The organism is Sphingomonas arvum (assembly GCF_026013565.1).
Classification (GTDB): Bacteria; Pseudomonadota; Alphaproteobacteria; order Sphingomonadales; family Sphingomonadaceae; genus Sphingomicrobium; species Sphingomicrobium arvum.
Window position 1 is genome coordinate 861,677 of record NZ_JAPDOB010000001.1, and the last position, 18,912, is coordinate 880,588.

Below are 18,912 nucleotides of genomic sequence, written 5' to 3' on the forward strand. Positions count from 1 at the left end.
CGAATAGCCCTGTCGCCTGAACGACTTGGCGTTCTTGCCAGCTGCAGCATCGTGGTTTCCGCGACGGTCGCAGAAGCCGCCGTCGCTCAGGTCACGCCACCACCGGCCGAGCGGCCGGTATGTCCGCCCGAAGCGCCCAACGCTGCCCCGCCGCCGCCGCCCGGCGCGAACTTGCCCGTGGTGGAGCCCATTGTCTGCCAAGAGGAAGTGGCCCGCGAAGTGCCGCCGCTTGGCGCGGACGATCCCGCCCTGGCGACGCCACTGGAAAGCGTGGCCGAGTTCGAGGCCCGGCTGCGCGCGGGCGAGGGGGCCGCTGGCATTGCGGCGCCCACTGCCGAAACCGAGCTCGCCCAACCGTTGCCGTCGTTGGGCCAGTTCGATGTGCGCGAGGTGGAGCTGGCGCAATCCGAACCGTCCGCAGCCGGGGCGGAGCTCCGCTATGCGGTCCGGATAGAAGGGCTGGACGGTGCCGACGCGGAGACGGAAACGGCGCTGCGCGGACAGTTCGACGCCCTGTCCGCGCTGGCGGATGGCAAGGGCAAGGTCGCCAACGAAGCCATGCTGTCCGCCCGGCTCGGCGAGGACAGCAAGCTCGTTCAGCGCATCCTGCAGGCAGAAGGCTGGTACGACGCGGCCGTGCAGACCCGGATCGAGCGCTCGCCCGCCGCCGACGGGCAGCCGGTCACGGCCGTCCTGCTGGTCGCGCCGGGCAACCGCTACCGGATCGGCAGCATTACGGTCCGGGCCGACCCGACCACGCCGCCCGACCTGATCGGCCGGAACCTCGCCCTGCAGGCCGGCGAACCGATCGTCGCGCAGCGTATCCAGGGCGCGGAGGCCAATGTGGCGGTGGTGCTGCCGCAGCAAGGCTATCCGTTCGCCACCGTCGGGCAGCGCGACGTGCTGCTCGATCCCGACACGCACCTGGGCGACTATACGCTGCCGGTGATCGTTGGTCCGCGCGCGCGCTTCGGCGGGTTCCGGACGACTGGCGACCTGGCGTTTGACGCCCGCCATGTCCAGGTGCTGGCGCGATTCAAGCGGGGTGAGCTGTACGACAGCCGCGATGTGGACGACCTGCGGCAGGCGCTGGTCGCCACTGGCCTGCTTACCACCGTCGCGGTCGCGCCGGATCGTACCGGACAGGTCAATGTGGACGGGACCGAGAACGTCACAGTGCTGGTGACCCAGAACGCCGGACCGCCTCGCACGCTGGCGGCGAGCGCCGGCTACGGCACCGGGCAGGGCTTCCGGCTGGAAGGCAGCTGGACCCACCGCAACCTGTTTCCTCCGGAAGGCGCGCTGGTCGCCAGCGCGGTTGCGGGCACACAGGAGCAAGGCGCCAGTGTGATCTTCCGTCGCTCCAATGCCAGCAAGCGCGACCGGACGTTGCAATTCGGGCTTGAAGCATTGCGCAGCCGCTTCGAAGCGTTCGACGCGCTGACCGGCCGGCTGTTCGCGCGGCTGAGCTATGACAGTACGCCAATCTGGCGCAAGACGCTGACCTGGGGCCTAGGGGCCGAATTGCTCGGCACCGTCGAGGAGGACTATAGTTTCGCCCTGGGCAAGCGCGACAAGCGCCGATTTCTGATCGGCGGGGTCAGCGGCCAGTTAGGGTTCGACCGGACCGACAGCCTGCTCGATCCGACCCGCGGGTTGCGGGCGCAGATCCTCGTCCAGCCCGAAGGCGCACTGAGCGACGGCTTCCGCCCCTACCTGCGCAGCCAGCTGGACGGCAGCGCCTACTATCCGGTCGGCAACAGCCTGGTGGTGGCCGGACGCGCCCGTATCGGCACCACGCTGGGGATCGACCGCTTCAATCTGGCGCCGTCGCGTCGCTTCTATGGCGGCGGCGGCGGGTCGGTGCGCGGCTTCGCTTACCAGCAGCTCGGCCCCAAGGACCCCGCCGACCGGCCGCTGGGCGGCTTGAGCTTGACCGAAGCGGCGGCGGAAGTGCGGTATCGCTTCGGCGACTTCGGCGTGGTCGGCTTCATCGACATGGGCCAAGTCTATGAGGATCGCGTGCCCAGCTTTCGCGGCCTGCGCACCGGCGTCGGGATCGGCGGACGTTATTACACCAGCTTTGGCCCATTGCGCTTCGACGTGGCGACGCCGCTCGGCCGCAAGCCAGGCGAGAGCCGGTTCAACATCTATATCTCGATCGGGCAGGCCTTCTGATGAGCGACGTCGCCGCTCAGCCCGGTGCCGTGCCCACGTACGGAAACGAGACGGTCGTCGTCCGTCACCGGGTGAGCTGGCCGGCCCGGATCGCCAAGTGGCTGCTCGGCCTGGTGGTCGGGCTGGTGCTGCTGGCGGGACTGCTAGTGGTCGGGATCGACACCGACCCGGGCCGCCGCTTTGTCGCCGAGCGGCTGGAGCGGCTCGAGTTCGCCAATGGCATGAAGATCGGCGTCGGCCGGATCGACGGCTCGCTGTACGGCGCAATGACGATCCAGCGCTTGACCCTGTCCGATCCCACCGGCGTATTCTTCTCGGCGCCGGTGGTCCGCGTCGACTGGCGGCCGTTCGACTATCTCGACAACCACCTGAACCTCCGCAGTTTGCTTGCGCCTACCGCCACTCTGGCCCGCCTGCCCGAGTTCCGCGCGACCCCGCCGAGCGACGGCCCGCTGCTGCCCGACCTCGATATCGACATCGGGCGACTACGGATCGACCGGCTGGTGATTGAGCGGCCGGTCACCGGTGAACGGCGGGTCGGCTTCATCGAAGGGCGCGCGCGTATCGCCGACCGCCGTGCGCAGGTGGCGCTGGAAGCGGCGGCGATCGGTGGCGCGGGCCGGGCCGGCGGCGACCGGCTGGTGCTTCGGCTCGACGCCGTGCCGGACGACAATCGGCTATCGTTGGACGGTTTTCTCAGCGCCCCGGCGAACGGGGTGGTAGCCCGGCTCACCGGCCTCGCCGCTCCCGTGCGGGCTCGGCTTGCGGGCAGCGGCGATTGGCAGAGCTGGGACGGGCGGCTGCTGGCTGACCTCGATAATGCGCCGTTCGCGCGGCTTGCGCTCAGGGCCCGCAACGGCACGTTTGGCGTGCGCGGGCCGACCCGCGTCGCCCGGCTCGTCGAAGGCCCGTCCGCGGCGCTGCTGGGGCCGATCACCAATCTCGCGCTGCAGTCCACCTGGGAGAACCGCCGGGCCGACCTGAACGGCCGGATCTGGAGCGACGCCTTCACCCTGGTCGGAAACGGCGCCGCTGACCTTGGCCGCAACAGCTTCGACGATCTCCGACTGAACTTCGCTTTGTTGAAGCCGCAGACGCTGGCGCCCAACCTCGCCGGGCGGGACCTGCGTGCGCTGGTCACGCTCAATGGCGCGCTTCGCCGCCCAACGGTGGACTATCGCCTCACCGCCACCACCCTGGCGTTCAACGACCTGGGCCTGCAAGGGCTCGAAGCCAGCGGCGTGGCGCGATTCGACCGCGATCACCTGACGGTGCCGGTCGCCGCGCGAGCACGGGCGATCACCGGGCTGGACACAGCCGCGGGCGGGACGATCACCAACGTCCGGCTGAACGGCGACCTGGCGGTCAGCTGGCCGCGGATCGTGTCGGACAATATCCGCATCCGTTCCGATCGGATCGACGCCAAGGCGATCATCCTCGCCGACGTCGGCTCCGGCCTCTACACCGGCGCGCTGGAAGGCCGGGTGAACGATTACCGGATCGACAGCCTCGGCATCTTCAACATCGACACGAACGCCGATGTGAAGACGCTGCCCAACGGCGGCTATAGCCTGATCGGGCGCGTCCGGGCGCAATCGACTCGATTGTTCAACGACGGGGTTCGCAGCTTCCTTGGCGGCAACCTGGTCGCCTCCAGCGATGTCGCTTATGGTACCGACGGCGTGATCCGCTTTTCCAGGCTGCGCCTCAACGCACCGCAGCTGCGGGTCACGGACGGCCGGGGCAGCTACTCGCCCGATGGGCGCATCGACCTTCGCGCCGCCGGCGTATCGCGGCAATATGGCCGGATCGGGGTGCAGGTCGCCGGCACCGTCAGCAGCCCGCGCGCGATCGTCACGGCGGCCCGGCCGGGGTTTGGCCTGGGCATTGCCGGACTCAGGGCCGAGATCCGCAGCGTTGGCGATGCTTACGCGGTCCTCGCCCGCGGGCGGAGCGGCTATGGAGACTTCACCGCTGAGGTGGCGGTGCAGACGGCGACTGGTCCGCTGACGTTGGACATCCGCCGCGCGACCCTGGCCGGGATCACCGTCGACGGCCGGGTCCGGCAGACCGCCGCCGGGCCGTTCGCGGGGCAGCTAAACGCGCGCGGGCAGGGGCTTGGCGGGGTGGTCCGGCTGGCCGCCGCCGGGCGCTTCCAGCAGGCGCTGATCAACCTGCGCGCGCACGACGCCACCTTGCCGCCACCCGCCAGCATCGCCGTCGGCGCCGCCATCGCCGACGCGCGCGTGACCCTGTACGACCAGCCCGAGATCATCGCCGATGCGCAGCTCGCCCGCGCCCGCTTCGGCAGCACGGAGATTGCGGCGCTGCGCACCGTCATCAACTATCGCGGCGGCCGCGGCTTCGCCCGCGGGCTTGCCGAGGGTACGTCGGGCGTGCCGTTCCGGGTGGCGTTCAACAGCGAGCTCCAGCCGGACCTGTGGCGGGCGGCGCTGCGCGGACGCATCAACGGCGTGGACGTGCGAACGGAGAGCCCGGCCAGGATCGTTCCCCGGAACGACACTTACGAATTGTTGCCGACGCGGCTCGTGTTCGATCGCGGCAGCATGCGGCTGGCCGGCAGCTATGGCCGCGAGTTGCGGTTGCAGAGCCGTATCGACGGCGTCGACATGACGCTCCTCAACCTGTTCGCGCCCGGGCTCGGCATCGGCGGCCGGGCGACGGGCAGCATCGACTTCGTCCAGGCCGGCGGCGCCTTTCCGCGCCTCGACGCGAGCCTTGCCGTGCGGAACTTTAGCCGCACCACCGCCGCGTCGGTGAGCCGACCGCTGGACGTCAACCTGGTGGCCAGCCTTGCGCCCGGCACGGGGACCCTAAACGCCGTGATGCGCACGCGCGGAACGGTGGTCGGCCGCGTGCAGGCGGCGGTTCAGCCGCTTGGCTCGGGCAGCTGGACGGCCCGGATCGCCGGCGCACCCCTACGCGGCGGCATCCGCTACATCGGGCCGGCGGACGCGCTGTTCTCGCTTGCCGGGCTGGCGGATCAGAGCCTCGCTGGCCCGCTGGGGGTGGCGGCCGACTTTGGTGGCCGGGTTGAGCGGCCGACGTTGCAGGGCGTCGTGCGCGGCCGCAGCCTGACTTACGCCAACGCCACCTACGGCACGCGTCTCACAAACCTGGCGGTGCAGGGCCGCTTCACCGGCGAACGGCTCCAAATCGACCGGCTCACCGCCCAGGCCGGCAGCGGCACGGTGAACGGCAGCGGCCACGTCAGCCTGGCGGCCGCCAATGGCTACCCCGCCAACTTCGACCTGGTGCTGAACAATGCCCGGCTCGCCGACAGCGATGCCCTGCGTGTCACCGCCACCGGAAACGTGCGGCTGATCAAGGCGGCCAACCAGTCGCCGGTCCTGACCGGCACCGTGCGCCTACCGGTCACCCGCTACCGCGTAATCCGCCAAGGATCCGCGGAAGTGCCGGAACTGACCGGCGTGCGGTTCAAGCCGCCACGCGGTCGGCCGACGGTCAGCGGCGATGCCCCGGCACAGTCGGCTGCCGGGTTCGGCAATGTGCGGCTCGACCTCACCATTCTGGCGCCGGGGCAGCTGTTCGTGTCCGGCATGGGTCTGGAATCCGAGTGGCGCGCGGACCTGCGCGTCACCGGCACCAGCCAGGCCCCGCGGATCGCCGGCAACATCGACCTCGTCCGCGGCACCCTGGGGTTCGCCGGCCGTTCGTTCGAGCTGCAAGAAGGGCGGATTCGCTTCGCCGGGGGCGGCACGGGCGACGCCACGATCGCCCTGGCCGCCGCCGAGACGATCGAGGATGTCGAGGTCACGGTGAACGTGGCGGGCGCCGCGCTTGATCCGCGGGTCACCTTCTCCAGCTCGCCCGGCCTGCCGCAGGACGAGATCGTGTCGCGTATCCTGTTCGGCAATTCGGTCGGCCAGCTGTCCGCGCTCCAGGCGGTCCAGCTCGCCGCGTCGCTCAACACACTGCGCGGCTCAGGCGGCGGGCTCAATCCGCTCGGCAAGCTGCGGCAGGTGGCCGGCTTCGACCGGCTCCGCATCCTTGGCCCTGACGAAACCAGCGGCCGAGGCACGGCGCTGGCCGCCGGCAAGTACATCGGCGACGACATCTACCTGGAGGTAGTCACCGACGCACGGGGCTTCACCGCCACCCAGCTGGAAGTGACCCTTAGCCGCAGCCTGTCGATCCTCAGCCAGGCGGGCGGGTCGAACAGCACCAACGTCAACGTGCGCTATCGCAAGACCTACTGATGGGACGTCCCACGATCGCCTTCATGCTTTTGGCGCTGGCCGGCTGCGGCGAGGACCGGCGCAGCTTCAACGACAAGTATCAGAACACCGAAGAACAGCTTGAAGTGAAGGCTCGCACGTTGGAGGCGAACCTGACGTCTGACTTGCCCAGATCAGATCGAGCCGGAGACGTCGGCGGAACGCAGCGGCCTGCGCCAAGGTGATCGGGGGGCTCAAGTCCCTCCTCTGCTACCACCCACCGACCGCTTGCTGCCGGTTTGTTAACCAACTTGGCCTAGCGCTCACTCCTTGGATGGGGAGAGGGCATGGCTAGCCACGCGGACGGGCAGGAATGGGCAACGGCGCGCGCCGGCAACAACGGTCAGGTAAGGCCGACCGCGCCTTCTGCCGAGCGCCACCTCTACGGCCCCGTGGCGGATTGGCTGCTGCTCGGCGGTAGCTCGCTTTTCATCCTGCCGCTGCTCACGCTGCTGCCCAGCCAGCGCTGGCAGGCGACGGTCGCACTGACGATGATGGTGCTCGCCAACTTCATCAACCACCCGCATTTCGCCCACAGCTACCAGATCTTCTATCGGGATTTCCGGGCCAAGCTGACCGGCGGCGAGCGGATGATGCGGTGGCGCTATGCCGGCGCGGGTATCCTGGCGCCGCTGCTGCTGCTTGTTTATTTCACCATCGGCCTGTGGCGGGCGGATCTGCGCATGGTGGGCCTCGGCTTCAACATCATGGGGCTGTTCGTCGGCTGGCACTACGTCAAGCAGGGCTATGGCATGCTGATGGTCGACGCGGCCCTGAAGCGTCGCTTCTTCAGCGAGGAGGACAAGAGGCTGCTGCTGATCAACGCCTATGCGGTATGGGTGTTCGCCTGGATCAAGCTCAACGGGGCAGCGCAGGGCAGCGAATATTGGGGCGTGCGCACGATCAGTCTGGCGGTGCCGCATTGGCTGACGCTCACGTCAGCCCTCGTCGCGGGAGCGAGCGGCCTGACGGTGCTGACCATGCTGGCGAAGCGGCTGCGCAGCGGCGCCAAGCTGCCCGTCGCGGGCCTCACCGCTTACGGCGTCACGCTGTACGTGTGGACGGCGTTCGGTACGGCCAACCCGCTCGTGTTTCTCGTCATTCCGGCACTGCACAGCATCCAGTACCTGGCGGTGGTCTACCGCTTCCAGTCCAGCGTCGCCCATGCCGCCGAGCCAGTCAGGCCTGGCCGTGCCCTGGCTCGTTTCGGGCTGACCGGCGTGTTGCTGGGGGCGATGCTGTTCTGGGTGCTTCCGATCGCGCTTAGTGCGCGCTTCGCCTACCGGCCCGAGCTGTTCGGCGCCACGCTGTTCGTGTTCGTCGGCTGGATCAGCATCAACGTCCACCATTATTTCATGGACAGCGTCATGTGGCGGCGGGGCAACCCGGAGACGTCGCGCCACCTGTTCGGTCGCTAGCGGCGGGCTCAGGGCCGGTCGCGCAGCTCCTCGATCTGCCGCGCCAGGCTGTTCTCCTTGTCCACCGTGATCCGCTCCAGCACTTGAATGCGCTCCTTGAGCTGCCGCACCTCGTCTAAAAGCTGCTTCTTCTCGGCGTCCTCGACCTGGCTCTCATGCTCGGCGTTCAGCCCGCGCGACCGACGCCTGCCGTCGGCCCGGTTCTTGAGGAGCGAGAACAGGAAGATCATGGCCATCAGGACCAGTACGAATTCAAACGGATTCATCGCACCTTCTCGGGGGTAGGACTGGAGGCGGGCAGGTCGCGCAGCGCCTCGATCTGCGCGGCGGTGTGGATGCCGCCATCGGTCATGATCCGCTCCAGCACACGGACCCGCTGCTCCAGCTCCGCCACGCGGGTGACGTGCTGGGCAGCTTTCTCGGCCGTGAGCTCACTGGTGCGGTCGAGCTGCTTTTCCTTGACCCGCAGCCACATCTTGAACGGCGCGATGCCGATGGCCGCGAGCGGGATGAGCACCCAGATCCAGCTGGCGACGTCGTTCATCGCACCTGCTCGTACGCCAGGCGCTCGCCTGGAGAGCGCAGCGCGTCGATCTGAGCCGCAGTCTGCAATCCGCCGTCAGTGATGATCCGCTCCAGCACGGCAACGCGCTGCTGCACCCGCGCGAACTCAGCGACGTCCGTCTGCGGAACGGGCGCGGTCTGCTGTGCCTGTGACGGTTCCGCGGTACGGCTCAGCCGCTCATCAACCAAGCGGTCCACCCGCTTGCGCAGCCGGCGCACGGTGAACAGGCGAAGCCAGGCGGCGTAGATCGTGACGACGCACATGAAGGTCATGAGCATCACGAACGCTTCTTCGTCGATAACGGTCATCGGTAGAGCCTTTCGGTAAGCGGCGGTGCGCTTAGTTGCGGGTGATCTGGAGGTTGTCGATCTCGCGGGCGAGCCGGCTGCTGTCATCGGTGACGATGCGCTCGACATTGGCCAGCCGGTCCTTGATCGAGCCGATCTCGGCCCGCAGCTGGGCATTCTCCTGGGTGAGCAGCTTGACGCGCTCCACCGCTTCCTTCGACCCACTCGGGTGCAGTGCCTGCCCCCAGGCGCCGTCCAGCGGATAGCCATGCTTGATCCGCAGCCACGTTGTGATCACCCACCCGCCGATGGCGATGGCGACGATGGTGGCGATGAACGGAAACAGCACGCTGATGATCTGGATCTTGTCTTCCATGGCGAACCCCTGATTGGCAGGTTGATCAGCGCAGCTCGTCGATCTCTCGGGCCAGGCTGCGGTTGCTATTGAGGACGTAGCTTTCCACGTCGATCAGCCGGCGGTCGATCTCCCGAAAGCGGGCGCGGATGTCGCGGGTGGTACGGGCCGGCGACTGGCGGACGCCCTGCCAGAAGCGGCGGTCCTCCGGGTCCTGCGCGCTGAATTCGCGCGGCTTGTCCTGCGCGATCCAGCCGGTCAGCAGGTAGACGGGGATGAGCGCACCGCCACCCATCACGATCGCCAGGATCAGGAGGATGCGGACCAGCGTAACGTCGAAGCCTGTATAGTCGGCGATGCCGGCGCACACGCCCATGAACTTGCCGTTCCGCTTGTCCTTGTAGAACTTGGTCCGGCTTGGCGGTTGCGTGCTCATCTAGCGGGCCTCCCGGGCGCGGGTGCGGGCAGTCATGCGGGCCAGCTCGTCGTCCAGGTCCTGCTCGGACGTGCTAAGACGCGGCTGCTCGGGCAAGCACTGCTGCCGCCAGTTGGGGTCCTCGGCCGTCATGATCCGCTCGATCGAGCACATCCGGTCGTCCAACCGGCGAGCCATCTCGTGCAGCTCGTCGAGCAGCTTCTCGTCCGAGCCCGACAGTGTCGGCGCAGTCTTCCAGCGGGTAATATAATGAAGGATCAGCCACGGCAGGCCGATAAACAGGATGGCGACCACGATCGCCGGCACGAGAACCTCTTCCACCGCTTAATTCCCCTTAGCTGCGAGCCGCGCCTTGAGCGCCTCGAGCTCGGCGTCGACCGCCTCCTCGGACTTCAGCTCGGCAATCTCTTCTTCCAGGCTCTTCGGCCCGGTCATCCCCAGCGCGTCGGCGCGGCCTTCCGCGAAGTCGGCGCGGCGCTCCAGTAGCTCGAAGCGGCTGAACGCGTCCTCGGTCCGGCTGCCGTTCAGCAGCTCGCGGGCCCGGGCACGAGTATCGGCGCTCTCGATCCGCATGGAGATGGCGTTCTGCCGCGAGCGTGCCTCGCGCAGCTTGCCCTGCAGCTTGGCGATGTCGCCCTCGTAGGTCTTGAGCGTGCCGTCGATGACCGCGATTTCGTCCTCGAGGCCCTTGGCCATGTCCGCCGCCTTCTGACGCTCCACCAGTGCCGCCTTGGCCAGATCCTCACGACCCTTGCTCAGCGCCAGCTCCGCCTTCTCGGTCCAGCTGTCCCTAAGGCCGTCGAGCCGGACCATCGCCCGGCGCATCTCCTTGGCATCGGCGATGCAGCGCGCGGCCGACGCGCGGACCTCGACCAGCGTTTCCTCCATCTCCAGGATGATCATGCGGATCATCCGGCTGGGGTCTTCCGCCCGGTCGAGCAACTCGGTGAAATTCGCCGCCATGATGTCCCGCGTGCGGGAAAAGATGCTCATTGCTTGCCCTCGTGAACCATTGATAGGCCCTGTCTGCATTCATCTATGCACAGGCCGTGCCAGAAAGGTAGAAAGGCCGCAAAGCCGGTTTTTCCTTGCAGCGGCGACCTTGCCGAAGTTGAAATAGCTTGCCAAGCTTGCGTGGAATCCACCAACTGATGGGGTGGAGCGGACGCAGAATTTCATCGGCTCGAGCCTCGCTTTCCTCGATGCGGTCGAGCGGGCCAGCCGCGCCGCGCCGCTCAACCGTCCAGTCCTTGTGATCGGCGAACGCGGCACGGGCAAGGAGTTGATTGCCGAGCGCCTCCACCACCTGTCGTCGCGCTGGTCCGGGCCGCTGGTGACCATGAACTGCGCGGCGCTGCCGGAAAACCTGATCGAGGCCGAACTGTTCGGCCACGAGGCGGGCAGCTTTACCGGCGCGGCGAAAACCCGGCATGGCCGGTTCGAGGAGGCGGACGGCGGCACCCTGTTCCTGGACGAGCTGGCCACCTTGAGCTCGCCGGCGCAAGACCGGCTGCTGCGGGCGGTCGAGTATGGCGAGGTGACCCGCATCGGCGCCTCCAAGCCGACCAAGGTCGACGTCCGTATCGTCGCGGCCACCAACGAGAACCTGCCCAAGATGGTGGAGGAGGGCCGTTTCCGTGCCGACCTGTTGGACCGCCTGTGCTTCGAAGTGGTGAACCTGCCACCGCTGCGGCTGCGAACCGGCGACGTCCCACTCTTGGCCGAGCATTTCGGTCGACGCATGGCCGTGGAGCTCGACTGGCCGGGTTGGCCTAGCTTCTCGCGCGAAGCGATGGCCGAGCTAGAGGCCTATCCATGGCCGGGGAACGTGCGGGAGCTGCGCAACGTGGTGGAGCGAGCCGTATACCGCTGGGAGGACCCGGAACGGCCGATCGGCGCCATCCAGTTCGATCCTTTCGCCTCGCCTTGGGCTCCGGGCAAAACCATCGCCCCCGCCGCCGGGCCGCAGCCGGTCGCGGCCGAGGCGCCTGCGCCGGCCAACCCGGGCGTCCCCGCCATGCCATCCACCGCGACCTCAGACTTCCGCGCCGCGGTGCACGGTTACGAACGCGCACTGCTCGAGGAGGCGCTCAGGGCCAACCGCTTCAACCAGCGTGCCACCGCCGCCGCCCTGTCGCTGAGCTACGACCAGCTGCGCCATGCGCTGAAGCGCCACAAGTTGCTCGAAGGCGAGGCGGCCTGACCGCGCGTTGACACTCCGGGGGTGCCGGACCACATGGCCCGCACACCAACAGGAGTTGACGCCATGGCCTTCGAAGTCGCCCCGCTGCCTTACGCCTATGAAGCGCTGGAGCCGTACATCGACGCGCAGACCATGCGCCTTCACCACGATAAGCATCACCAAGCCTACGTCGATAACCTGAACAAGGCGGTCGATGCTGACGCGAACCTGCAGGGCAAGAGCCTGGAGGACTTGGTCCGCAGCGCCGGCTCCGCCCCAGCCGCGGTTCGCAACAATGGTGGCGGCCACTGGAACCATAGCTTCTTCTGGGAGATCATGGGCCCCGGCAACGGCTCGGGTCCGCAGGGCGAACTGGCCGACGCCATCAACTCCAAGTATGGGTCGATGGACGCGCTGCGGGAGCAGTTCAACACTGCCGGCCTCGGTCGGTTCGGCTCGGGCTGGGTATGGCTGATCGCGGTGCCCGGCGAGGGTGTCGACATCGTCTCCACGCCAAACCAGGACAACCCGTTGATGGACGTGGCCGAGCGCAAGGGCACCCCGATCCTCGGCAACGACGTGTGGGAGCACGCCTACTATCTCACCTACCAGAACCGCCGCGCGGACTACCTCAAGGCATGGTGGAACGTGGTGAACTGGGACAAGGTGCAGCAGCGCTTCGCCGCTATCTAGTCTTCTACGAAGGGACGTGGCCTCCGTACTTGGAGGTCACGCCTTCAGCCGGTAACCCGTCCGGAAGATCCACCAGATGCCGAGCAGGCACACGCCTGCGAACCCCACGGTCGCGGCCAGCGCTGTCCCGAACGCCACGTCGGCCGTTCCGAAGAAGGTCCAGCGAAAGCCGTTAATCAGGTAGACGACGGGATTGAACAGCGTGATCTGGCGCCAGGCGGGCGGCAGCATGTCGATCGAGTAGAAGGCGCCGCCCAGGAACGTCAGCGGCGTGACTACCAGCAGCGGGATCACCTGCAGCTGCTCGAAACCCTTGGCCCAGATGCCAATAATGAATCCGAACATGCAGAAGGTCAGCGCGACCAACGCCAGATAAGCGAAAGCCAGGAAGGGGTGCAGGACCGTCAGCGGCACGAACAGGTGGGCCGTGATGAAGATCACCAGTGCCACCGTCATCGCCTTGGTCGCCGCAGCGCCAACGTAGCCGAGCACCGTCTCGAACGCCGACAGCGGCGCCGACAATATCTCGTAGATGGTCCCGGTGAAGCGCGGCATGTGAATGCCGAAGCTGGCGTTGAAGATGCTCTCGGTGAACAGGCTGAGCATCATCAGGCCGGGCACGATGAACGCGCCGTAGGGCACGCCACCTATCTCAGTCATGCGGCTGCCGATCGCGGAGCCGAATACGATGAAGTACAGGCTGGTGGTGATCACCGGCACCGCCAGCCCTGTCCACAGCGTGCGGCGGAAGCGATGCATCTCGAACTTGTAGATTGCCCAGGCGCCACGCAGGTTCATTTGCTTGCTCCGTTACCGGCGTGGATCAGCCCGACGAAGATGTCCTCCAGACTGGAGCTCTTGGTATCGAGGTCCTTGAAAGAGATACCTTGATCGCGCAGGGCGGAGAGCAGGGTGGGAATGCCGGTCCGCTCGGCCGTGCCGTCGAAGACGTAGGTCAGCTGACTGCCGTCGCCGTCTAGCTTCAAGCCCCAGTCGGCCAGCCCCGGGGGCACTTGCGCCATCGGCTCCGTGAGCTGCAGGTGAAGCTCCTTTCGGCCGAGCTTCTTCATCAGCGTGGTCTTGTTTTCAACGAGGATCAGCTCGCCACGGTTGATCACTCCCACCCGGTCGGCCATCTCCTCGGCCTCCTCGATGTAGTGGGTGGTGAGGATGATGGTGACGCCGCGCTCGCGCAAAGTTCGGACCAGCGCCCACATCTCCTTGCGCAGTTCGACGTCTACACCGGCGGTCGGTTCGTCGAGAAACAGGATGTCGGGCTCGTGGGCGAGCGCCTTGGCGATCATGACCCGCCGCTTCATGCCCCCGGACAGGTCCTTGATGATGTTCTTGCGCTTGTCCCACAGGGTCAGCGAGCGAAGGATCTCCTCGACCCGCGCATCGTCCTTCGGCTTGCCGAACAGCTCGCGGCTGAAGGCGACCGTATTCCACACCGGCTCGAACTGATCGGTGTTGAGCTCCTGCGGAACCAGGCCGATGCGGGTGCGGGCATGGCGGTAGTCGTCGCGCCAGTGCTTGCCGTCGACCAGCACGGTGCCCTCGGTGGCGGTGACCAACCCGCACACGATGGAGATGAGCGTCGTCTTGCCGGCGCCGTTGGGTCCGAGCAGGGCGAAGATCTCGCCGTGCCGAATGTCGAGGTCGACCGCTTTCAGCGCCTCGGTCCCGCTAGCGTAGGCCTTGCGGAGGCCACGGATGGAGAGGGCAAGGTCGCTCATTCGACCGGGCCCGGTTCGGCCGGCTCGGCATCCGCCCGTCTGAGGCCATGCTTGAGCAGCATCGGGATGTTCAGCGCCGCGAACAGGAAGGTGAGGGGGATGGCGCCCCACAATTTGAACCCAACCCAGAAATCGGTTGAGCTATTGCGCCAAACCGCCTCGTTCAATCCGGCCATGAACAGGAAGAACAGCGCCCAGTTGCGGGTCAGCTTGCGCCAGCCATCCTCGTCGAGGCCAGGGTAAGCGGAGCCGAGCACTGTCTTCAGCAACGGCCGTCCTGACCACAGGCCGAAGCCGAGGAGCCCCGATACCAGCAGGTAATAGATCGTCGGCTTCAGCTTGATGAAGGTCTCGTTGTGCAGCCACAAGGTCAGGCCGCCCAGCACCACGACCATCACGCCAGAAAACCACAGCAGTGGCGAGATGTGGCGGAAGCGGATCGCCGAGTAGATCATCGCCGCCACCATCGCGACCATGAAGGCGCCCGTGGCGACGAAGATCTTGAGCAGCGGATCGACCGGCGCGAGATAGTTGGCGACGAAGAAGACCAGCAGCGGTCCAAGGTCGATCAGCAGCTTGGACGCGCCGGCCGGCTCCTGCCGGGGAGTAGGAGCGGTGCTCATTCGTACAATCCCGCGATGGCGCGTGCGACCGCGCGCGGGTCGAAGGGCCTGAGGTCGTCCACGCCCTCGCCGACGCCAATGGCATGGATCGGCAAGCCGAACTTCTCCGCCGCCGCGACCAGCACGCCGCCGCGCGCGGTGCCATCCAGCTTGGTCATCACCAATCCCGTCACTCCCGCCAGGTCCCGGAATACCTCGATCTGGTTGAGGGCATTCTGGCCGGTCGTGGCGTCCAGCACCAGCACCACGTCGTGCGGCGCCTCCGGGTTCAAGCGTCCGAGCACCCGGCGGACCTTCGACAATTCCTCCATCAGGTGCGTCTTGTTCTGCAGTCGCCCGGCCGTGTCGACGATCAGGCAGTCGATGCCGGTTGCGGTGGCCTGCTTGACCCCGTCATAGACGATCCCGGCCGCATCACCGCCTTCCTTGCCGCTGATGACGGGCGCGCCGATCCGCTCGCCCCAGATCCGCAGCTGCTCGATCGCGGCCGCGCGGAAGGTGTCGCCGGCCGCCAGCATCACGCCATAATCCTGCTCCTGCAGCAGGTGGCCCAGTTTGCCGATGGTGGTGGTCTTGCCCGACCCGTTGACGCCGATCACCAGGATGACGTGCGGCCGGGGAAAACCCCACACGTCCAGCGGCTTGGCCACCGGCGTCAGGATCTTTTCAATCTCCTCGGCCAGGATCGTCCGCAGCCCGCGTTCGTCGAGCTGCTCGTAGCGGCGCGCGGCGATGGCGTCGCGGATGCGCTTGGACGCCTCGGGCCCAAGGTCGGAGGCGATCAGCGCCTCCTCAATGTCGTCCAGCGTGGACGTATCCAGCGCCGCGCGGCTGGTCAGGCCGGACAGGTTGTCGCCGAGCCGGTCGGCGGTCTTCTTGAATCCGCCGGTCAGGCGGTCGAGCCAACTCATTCCTTGAAACTTCCAGTCAGATGGTCGGCCGTCCGGCCGGTGATACGCGCATGACCCGCCTGTCCGCGGACGGAGCCCGCAACGAACACGGGCGCGAAATTGTCCGTATGGCCCTTCTCGCGATTCTCGATCAGCACCGGCTGGATGGTCCCGACCAGTCCGTTCAGCCAGGCCGAGCGCCGCTCGGCCGCGGCCTGGCGGAGGCGGCCGGCGCGGGCCTTGACCAGCTCCGGCGCCAGCTGCGGCATGCGCGCCGCGGGCGTGTTGGGCCGAGGCGAGAAGGGGAAGACGTGCGCGGCGACGATCCGGCAGTCGTCGAGCAATCGGATGGTGTTGGTGGCCGCTTCCTCGCTCTCGGTAGGAAAGCCGGCGATCAGGTCGGCCCCGACCGTCAGCTCGGGCCTAGCCGCCTTCAGCCGCTCCACGAGCCGGATCGCGTCGCCGCGCAGGTGCCGCCGTTTCATCCGCTTCAGGATCAGATCGTCGCCATGCTGCAGCGACAGATGCACGTGCGGCAGCAGCCGCGGCTCGCCGGCGAACAGCGCCAGCAGCGCGTCGTCGACCTCCATGCTGTCGAGGCTGGACAGGCGCAGGCGCGCGAGGTTCGGCAAGTCGCGGAGCAGCCGCTCGCACAGTTGCCCGAGCCCGCCACCGACCGCGGTGATATCAACGCCCGTCAGCACGATCTCCGCCGCACCCGCGTCGAGCTCCCGCGCAATCGCGTCGCGCACGGCCGGGTAGGGGAGGGTCACGCTCGGCCCACGCGCCTGCCAGATCGTGCAAAAGGTGCAGCGATGGTCGCACCCGGTCTGCACCGCGACGAAACTCCGCACCCGCTGGCGGAACCCGGCCGCAACCGCGGGCCGGGAGAAGTCGCGGGTGAGGACTTCATCCACCTCAGGCATCGCGCGGAACGCTTGCGGGTCGAGCTGCACGGCGCAACCAGTCGCCACGATGCGTGCGTCCGGCCGCTCGCGTCGCGCCCGTCGGATCGTCTGCCGCGTCTGCCGCACGGCCTCGTTGGTCACCGCACAAGAGTTGACGATCAGCGTGCCGTCCGGAGCCCGCGCCTTCAGCGCCTCGCTCTCCGCGAAGTTCAGGCGGCAACCGAGCGTGATCGTCTCCACGCTCACGCGCCCAAGCGCTCCAGCTCGATCTCGCCCCGGAATACGTAGGTCGCGCTTCCGATCATCCGCACCGGCTCGCCCGGCACCCAGGCGATCTCCAGGGATCCGCCCTGCATGGTCACCTTGACGGGAGAGGTCACCCGCTTCGACTTGATCGCCGCCACCGCCGTCGCGCAGGCACCGGTACCGCAGGCCAGCGTAAGCCCGGCGCCGCGCTCCCACGTGCGCAGACGGATGGCGCCGTCTTTAACCTGCGCCACATTCACGTTGATCCGCTCAGGAAATGCCGGGTCGTGCTCGATGCTCGGCCCCAGCCGCACCAGGTCGATCGCGTCCACATCATCCACGAAGAACACCAGATGCGGATTGCCGACGTTCACCGCCATCGGCTTCTCGAGCGGTCCCCAGCCCATCGGCACCGCGTCCGTGTCCATCGGGTAGGTGATCGGCACCTGATCCCAAGCAAAACGGGGCTCAATCAGGCTGACCTCGATACGCCCGCCGTCTTCGCTTCCCGCGATCACCCCGCCGCCGGTTTCGATCGTGCGGGCGCCGGTCAGCGCCACCACGCAGCGGCTGGCGTTGCCGCAGCTCTGCACCTCCCCGCCGTCATGGTTGTAGATTCGCATGCGGACGTTGGCCCGGCTGCTCGGCTCCAGCACGATCAGCTGGTCGCAGCCAATGCCGGTGCGGCGATCGGCCACCGCGCGCGCCAGCGGCTCCGTCATGGCCAGCGGCTCCTCGCGCCCGTCGAAGATGACGAAGTCGTTGCCGAGGCCGTGCATCTTGTGGAAGGGGCGTGCCATTGCTCAGCGCGATCTAGGGTCGCGCGGAACCATAGTCCACCTGCCAGGAGTTGAAGGGCGCATGCCGAGAGCCGCGACCGACGTGATGCAGTCCATCCTCTTCTCCGCGGTGCTGGACGCCATCGCCGCGCTGAAGACCGCCAGCGGCAACCTGCCCAACAACCTGCTGCGGCAGGTGCAGGCGATCCATAACAATGTCACTTTCGCCGACCTGCCCGAGGAGCTGCAGGCCGCGATCTCGGCCAGCACCCGCACGGCGTTCACCCAGCTGCTCAAGGAAGGCTATTCCGTCGCCCCGCGCGATGCGGTGGCCGCGCCCACCCGCACCCAACCGCGCCACGGCGAGGTGGTCGATCGCGGCGCTCGCGGACCGCGGGGTCCGCGCCCGACGGGCGGCGCTCGTCCAGGCGGTTCCGGTGGTCCGCCGCGCGGACCTCGGCCGGCCGGCGGCGGCCCTGGCGGCGGCAAACCGCGTGGACCCCGCAAGCCCTAACGGGCGAGCAGCAACGACGTAGGGCAGTCTGCCAACAGGCTGCGCGTCACCCCGCCCAACCAGTATTCGCCGATCCGGCTGTGGTGGTAGGCGCCGCCGACGATCAGTGGCGCGCCGACCTCCGTGGCCACGCGCAGGAGATTGTCGGCCGCTTGCCTGCGGCTCCCCTGCACCTCATGCAGCTCGGCGTGGACGTCGTGGCGCGACAGAAACTCCAGCACGGCTGTGCCCGGAAAGGCGCCGTCCTCCTCGGCCGCGTCGCTGATCGTCGCGACATGCACGGCCGAAGCCATGCGTAGCAGCGGAAGGGCGCCCTTGATCGCGGCTGCCGCTTCGAAGCTGCGATCCCAGGCCACTAGCGCCGGCGCCGTCGGATTGACGATGCTGTTGTCGCACGGCGGGACCAGCACCGGCGTCCGGCTGCGCTGGACCACGTCGGGCAGGGTGCCTTCGCTGACCGCTTCGGGGGAGCCCTTGGAGGCGCGGCCGCTCACCACCAGGTCGGCCAGCGCGGCATAGCTCGCCACCGTATGGGCGATGGCGCCGGTCTCTCGCCGCAGGTCCCAGCTGACGTCCTCGCGGGCGAGCTGGCGCTCGACCTTGTCGCGGACGCTGTTCTCCTGCTCTTCCACCGCTTTGATGAGGTCGCTCATAACGAAGATGCCGCCTAGTCCGTCCATGGCGACGAAGGCATCGTAGGGCGTCACCTGCAGGCAGCGGAGGTGCGCGCCGAAGCAGCGGGCCACCGCCAACGCGCTTTCCAGCCGCTGCTCGAGCGAATGTTCGTCCGCGACGTGGCATATGATGGTCTTCATGGTCGGCGCCCTTCTATCAAGTCGCACC

Annotated in this window: 21 protein-coding genes; 7 read left to right on the plus strand and 14 right to left on the minus strand. The window is 67.7% G+C overall.

The window, feature by feature from the left end:
* The first annotated feature begins 51 nt into the window (after nucleotides 1–51).
* From OMW55_RS04230 to OMW55_RS04245, 4 genes are all read left to right on the plus strand, one after another.
* Nucleotides 52–2,178 carry an autotransporter assembly complex protein TamA gene (locus OMW55_RS04230; RefSeq protein WP_264881068.1) on the plus strand — a complete coding sequence of 709 codons (2,127 nt, stop codon included), beginning with the start codon at nucleotides 52–54 and terminating at the stop codon, nucleotides 2,176–2,178.
* Nucleotides 2,178–6,419, plus strand: coding sequence for a translocation/assembly module TamB domain-containing protein (locus OMW55_RS04235; RefSeq protein WP_264881070.1), 4,242 nt, complete (start codon nucleotides 2,178–2,180; stop codon nucleotides 6,417–6,419). Before OMW55_RS04230 ends, OMW55_RS04235 begins: the two co-directional genes overlap by 1 nt.
* Nucleotides 6,419–6,622, plus strand: coding sequence for a hypothetical protein (locus OMW55_RS04240; RefSeq protein ID WP_264881072.1), 204 nt, complete (start codon nucleotides 6,419–6,421; stop codon nucleotides 6,620–6,622). Before OMW55_RS04235 ends, OMW55_RS04240 begins: the two co-directional genes overlap by 1 nt.
* A gap of 102 nt (nucleotides 6,623–6,724) precedes the next feature.
* Entirely contained in the window at nucleotides 6,725–7,855 is a 1,131-nt protein-coding gene (locus OMW55_RS04245) for a hypothetical protein (RefSeq protein ID WP_264881074.1), read from the plus strand.
* A gap of 8 nt (nucleotides 7,856–7,863) precedes the next feature.
* Here OMW55_RS04245 and OMW55_RS04250 read toward each other — a convergent pair whose 3' ends face one another.
* From OMW55_RS04250 to pspA, 7 genes are read right to left on the minus strand one after another with little or no spacing between them, the layout of a single operon-like run.
* The gene (locus tag OMW55_RS04250) at nucleotides 7,864–8,121 is read right to left on the minus strand and encodes a phage shock protein B (RefSeq protein ID WP_264881075.1); all 258 of its coding nucleotides are present in this window, start codon (nucleotides 8,119–8,121) and stop codon (nucleotides 7,864–7,866) included.
* A complete protein-coding gene (locus tag OMW55_RS04255) occupies nucleotides 8,118–8,399 on the minus strand; it encodes a hypothetical protein (protein ID WP_264881076.1) in 282 nt (93 codons plus the stop codon). The genes OMW55_RS04250 and OMW55_RS04255 overlap by 4 nt, the downstream gene beginning before the upstream one ends.
* Nucleotides 8,396–8,728 (minus strand): hypothetical protein, encoded by a 333-nt coding sequence (locus tag OMW55_RS04260; RefSeq protein WP_264881078.1) that lies wholly within the window; start codon nucleotides 8,726–8,728, stop codon nucleotides 8,396–8,398. The genes OMW55_RS04255 and OMW55_RS04260 overlap by 4 nt, the downstream gene beginning before the upstream one ends.
* A gap of 31 nt (nucleotides 8,729–8,759) precedes the next feature.
* The gene (locus OMW55_RS04265) at nucleotides 8,760–9,083 is read right to left on the minus strand and encodes a hypothetical protein (protein WP_264881081.1); all 324 of its coding nucleotides are present in this window, start codon (nucleotides 9,081–9,083) and stop codon (nucleotides 8,760–8,762) included.
* Nucleotides 9,084–9,108: 25 nt separating this feature from the next.
* Complete coding sequence (gene pspC, locus OMW55_RS04270; protein ID WP_264881083.1) at nucleotides 9,109–9,498, minus strand: envelope stress response membrane protein PspC; 390 nt, start codon at nucleotides 9,496–9,498, stop codon at nucleotides 9,109–9,111.
* Nucleotides 9,499–9,819, minus strand: coding sequence for an envelope stress response membrane protein PspB (gene pspB / locus OMW55_RS04275; RefSeq protein ID WP_264881085.1), 321 nt, complete (start codon nucleotides 9,817–9,819; stop codon nucleotides 9,499–9,501).
* Between the two features lie 3 nt (nucleotides 9,820–9,822).
* Complete coding sequence (gene pspA, locus OMW55_RS04280; RefSeq protein WP_264881087.1) at nucleotides 9,823–10,491, minus strand: phage shock protein PspA; 669 nt, start codon at nucleotides 10,489–10,491, stop codon at nucleotides 9,823–9,825.
* A 163-nt stretch (nucleotides 10,492–10,654) separates the two neighbouring features.
* On the opposite strand from pspA, the gene pspF reads away from it, so the two are divergent.
* Both pspF and OMW55_RS04290 read left to right on the plus strand, forming a co-directional pair.
* Nucleotides 10,655–11,701, plus strand: a complete 1,047-nt coding sequence (gene pspF / locus OMW55_RS04285) for a phage shock protein operon transcriptional activator (RefSeq protein WP_264881088.1) — start codon at nucleotides 10,655–10,657, stop codon at nucleotides 11,699–11,701.
* Between the two features lie 63 nt (nucleotides 11,702–11,764).
* Nucleotides 11,765–12,373 (plus strand): superoxide dismutase, encoded by a 609-nt coding sequence (locus tag OMW55_RS04290; protein ID WP_264881089.1) that lies wholly within the window; start codon nucleotides 11,765–11,767, stop codon nucleotides 12,371–12,373.
* A gap of 36 nt (nucleotides 12,374–12,409) precedes the next feature.
* Here the strand turns inward: OMW55_RS04290 and OMW55_RS04295 are convergent, their stop codons facing one another.
* From OMW55_RS04295 to dapF, 6 genes are read right to left on the minus strand one after another with little or no spacing between them, the layout of a single operon-like run.
* Nucleotides 12,410–13,171, minus strand: a complete 762-nt coding sequence (locus OMW55_RS04295) for an ABC transporter permease (RefSeq protein WP_264881091.1) — start codon at nucleotides 13,169–13,171, stop codon at nucleotides 12,410–12,412.
* The gene (locus OMW55_RS04300; RefSeq protein WP_264881093.1) at nucleotides 13,168–14,109 is read right to left on the minus strand and encodes an ABC transporter ATP-binding protein; all 942 of its coding nucleotides are present in this window, start codon (nucleotides 14,107–14,109) and stop codon (nucleotides 13,168–13,170) included. The genes OMW55_RS04295 and OMW55_RS04300 overlap by 4 nt, the downstream gene beginning before the upstream one ends.
* Nucleotides 14,106–14,732, minus strand: coding sequence for a septation protein A (locus OMW55_RS04305; RefSeq protein ID WP_264881094.1), 627 nt, complete (start codon nucleotides 14,730–14,732; stop codon nucleotides 14,106–14,108). Before OMW55_RS04305 ends, OMW55_RS04300 begins: the two co-directional genes overlap by 4 nt.
* Nucleotides 14,729–15,643, minus strand: a complete 915-nt coding sequence (gene ftsY, locus OMW55_RS04310; RefSeq protein ID WP_264881096.1) for a signal recognition particle-docking protein FtsY — start codon at nucleotides 15,641–15,643, stop codon at nucleotides 14,729–14,731. The genes OMW55_RS04305 and ftsY overlap by 4 nt, the downstream gene beginning before the upstream one ends.
* The gene (locus OMW55_RS04315; protein WP_264881098.1) at nucleotides 15,640–16,776 is read right to left on the minus strand and encodes a MiaB/RimO family radical SAM methylthiotransferase; all 1,137 of its coding nucleotides are present in this window, start codon (nucleotides 16,774–16,776) and stop codon (nucleotides 15,640–15,642) included. The genes ftsY and OMW55_RS04315 overlap by 4 nt, the downstream gene beginning before the upstream one ends.
* Complete coding sequence (gene dapF / locus OMW55_RS04320) at nucleotides 16,773–17,576, minus strand: diaminopimelate epimerase (protein ID WP_264881100.1); 804 nt, start codon at nucleotides 17,574–17,576, stop codon at nucleotides 16,773–16,775. The genes OMW55_RS04315 and dapF overlap by 4 nt, the downstream gene beginning before the upstream one ends.
* Before the next feature lie 61 nt (nucleotides 17,577–17,637).
* On the opposite strand from dapF, the gene OMW55_RS04325 reads away from it, so the two are divergent.
* Nucleotides 17,638–18,069, plus strand: a complete 432-nt coding sequence (locus tag OMW55_RS04325) for a hypothetical protein (RefSeq protein ID WP_264881102.1) — start codon at nucleotides 17,638–17,640, stop codon at nucleotides 18,067–18,069.
* Here the strand turns inward: OMW55_RS04325 and OMW55_RS04330 are convergent.
* Nucleotides 18,066–18,884, minus strand: a complete 819-nt coding sequence (locus OMW55_RS04330; protein WP_264881103.1) for a universal stress protein — start codon at nucleotides 18,882–18,884, stop codon at nucleotides 18,066–18,068. The two genes, OMW55_RS04325 and OMW55_RS04330, sit on opposite strands and share 4 nt — an antisense overlap.
* Nucleotides 18,885–18,912 lie beyond the last annotated feature (28 nt).

Bases quoted from the DNA above. Each gene is read 5' to 3' on its own strand.
- OMW55_RS04235 (WP_264881070.1), top strand. From the start codon at position 2,178: ATGAGCGACGTCGCCGCTCAGCCCGGTGCCGTGCCCACGTACGGAAAC.
- OMW55_RS04240 (WP_264881072.1), top strand. From the start codon at position 6,419: ATGGGACGTCCCACGATCGCCTTCATGCTTTTGGCGCTGGCCGGCTGC.
- OMW55_RS04245 (WP_264881074.1), top strand. From the start codon at position 6,725: ATGGCTAGCCACGCGGACGGGCAGGAATGGGCAACGGCGCGCGCCGGC.
- OMW55_RS04250 (WP_264881075.1), bottom strand. From the start codon at position 8,121: ATGAATCCGTTTGAATTCGTACTGGTCCTGATGGCCATGATCTTCCTG.
- OMW55_RS04255 (WP_264881076.1), bottom strand. From the start codon at position 8,399: ATGAACGACGTCGCCAGCTGGATCTGGGTGCTCATCCCGCTCGCGGCC.
- OMW55_RS04260 (WP_264881078.1), bottom strand. From the start codon at position 8,728: ATGACCGTTATCGACGAAGAAGCGTTCGTGATGCTCATGACCTTCATG.
- OMW55_RS04265 (WP_264881081.1), bottom strand. From the start codon at position 9,083: ATGGAAGACAAGATCCAGATCATCAGCGTGCTGTTTCCGTTCATCGCC.
- pspC (WP_264881083.1), bottom strand. From the start codon at position 9,498: ATGAGCACGCAACCGCCAAGCCGGACCAAGTTCTACAAGGACAAGCGG.
- pspA (WP_264881087.1), bottom strand. From the start codon at position 10,491: ATGAGCATCTTTTCCCGCACGCGGGACATCATGGCGGCGAATTTCACC.
- OMW55_RS04290 (WP_264881089.1), top strand. From the start codon at position 11,765: ATGGCCTTCGAAGTCGCCCCGCTGCCTTACGCCTATGAAGCGCTGGAG.
- OMW55_RS04295 (WP_264881091.1), bottom strand. From the start codon at position 13,171: ATGAACCTGCGTGGCGCCTGGGCAATCTACAAGTTCGAGATGCATCGC.
- OMW55_RS04300 (WP_264881093.1), bottom strand. From the start codon at position 14,109: ATGAGCGACCTTGCCCTCTCCATCCGTGGCCTCCGCAAGGCCTACGCT.
- OMW55_RS04305 (WP_264881094.1), bottom strand. From the start codon at position 14,732: ATGAGCACCGCTCCTACTCCCCGGCAGGAGCCGGCCGGCGCGTCCAAG.
- ftsY (WP_264881096.1), bottom strand. From the start codon at position 15,643: ATGAGTTGGCTCGACCGCCTGACCGGCGGATTCAAGAAGACCGCCGAC.
- dapF (WP_264881100.1), bottom strand. From the start codon at position 17,576: ATGGCACGCCCCTTCCACAAGATGCACGGCCTCGGCAACGACTTCGTC.
- OMW55_RS04325 (WP_264881102.1), top strand. From the start codon at position 17,638: ATGCCGAGAGCCGCGACCGACGTGATGCAGTCCATCCTCTTCTCCGCG.
- OMW55_RS04330 (WP_264881103.1), bottom strand. From the start codon at position 18,884: ATGAAGACCATCATATGCCACGTCGCGGACGAACATTCGCTCGAGCAG.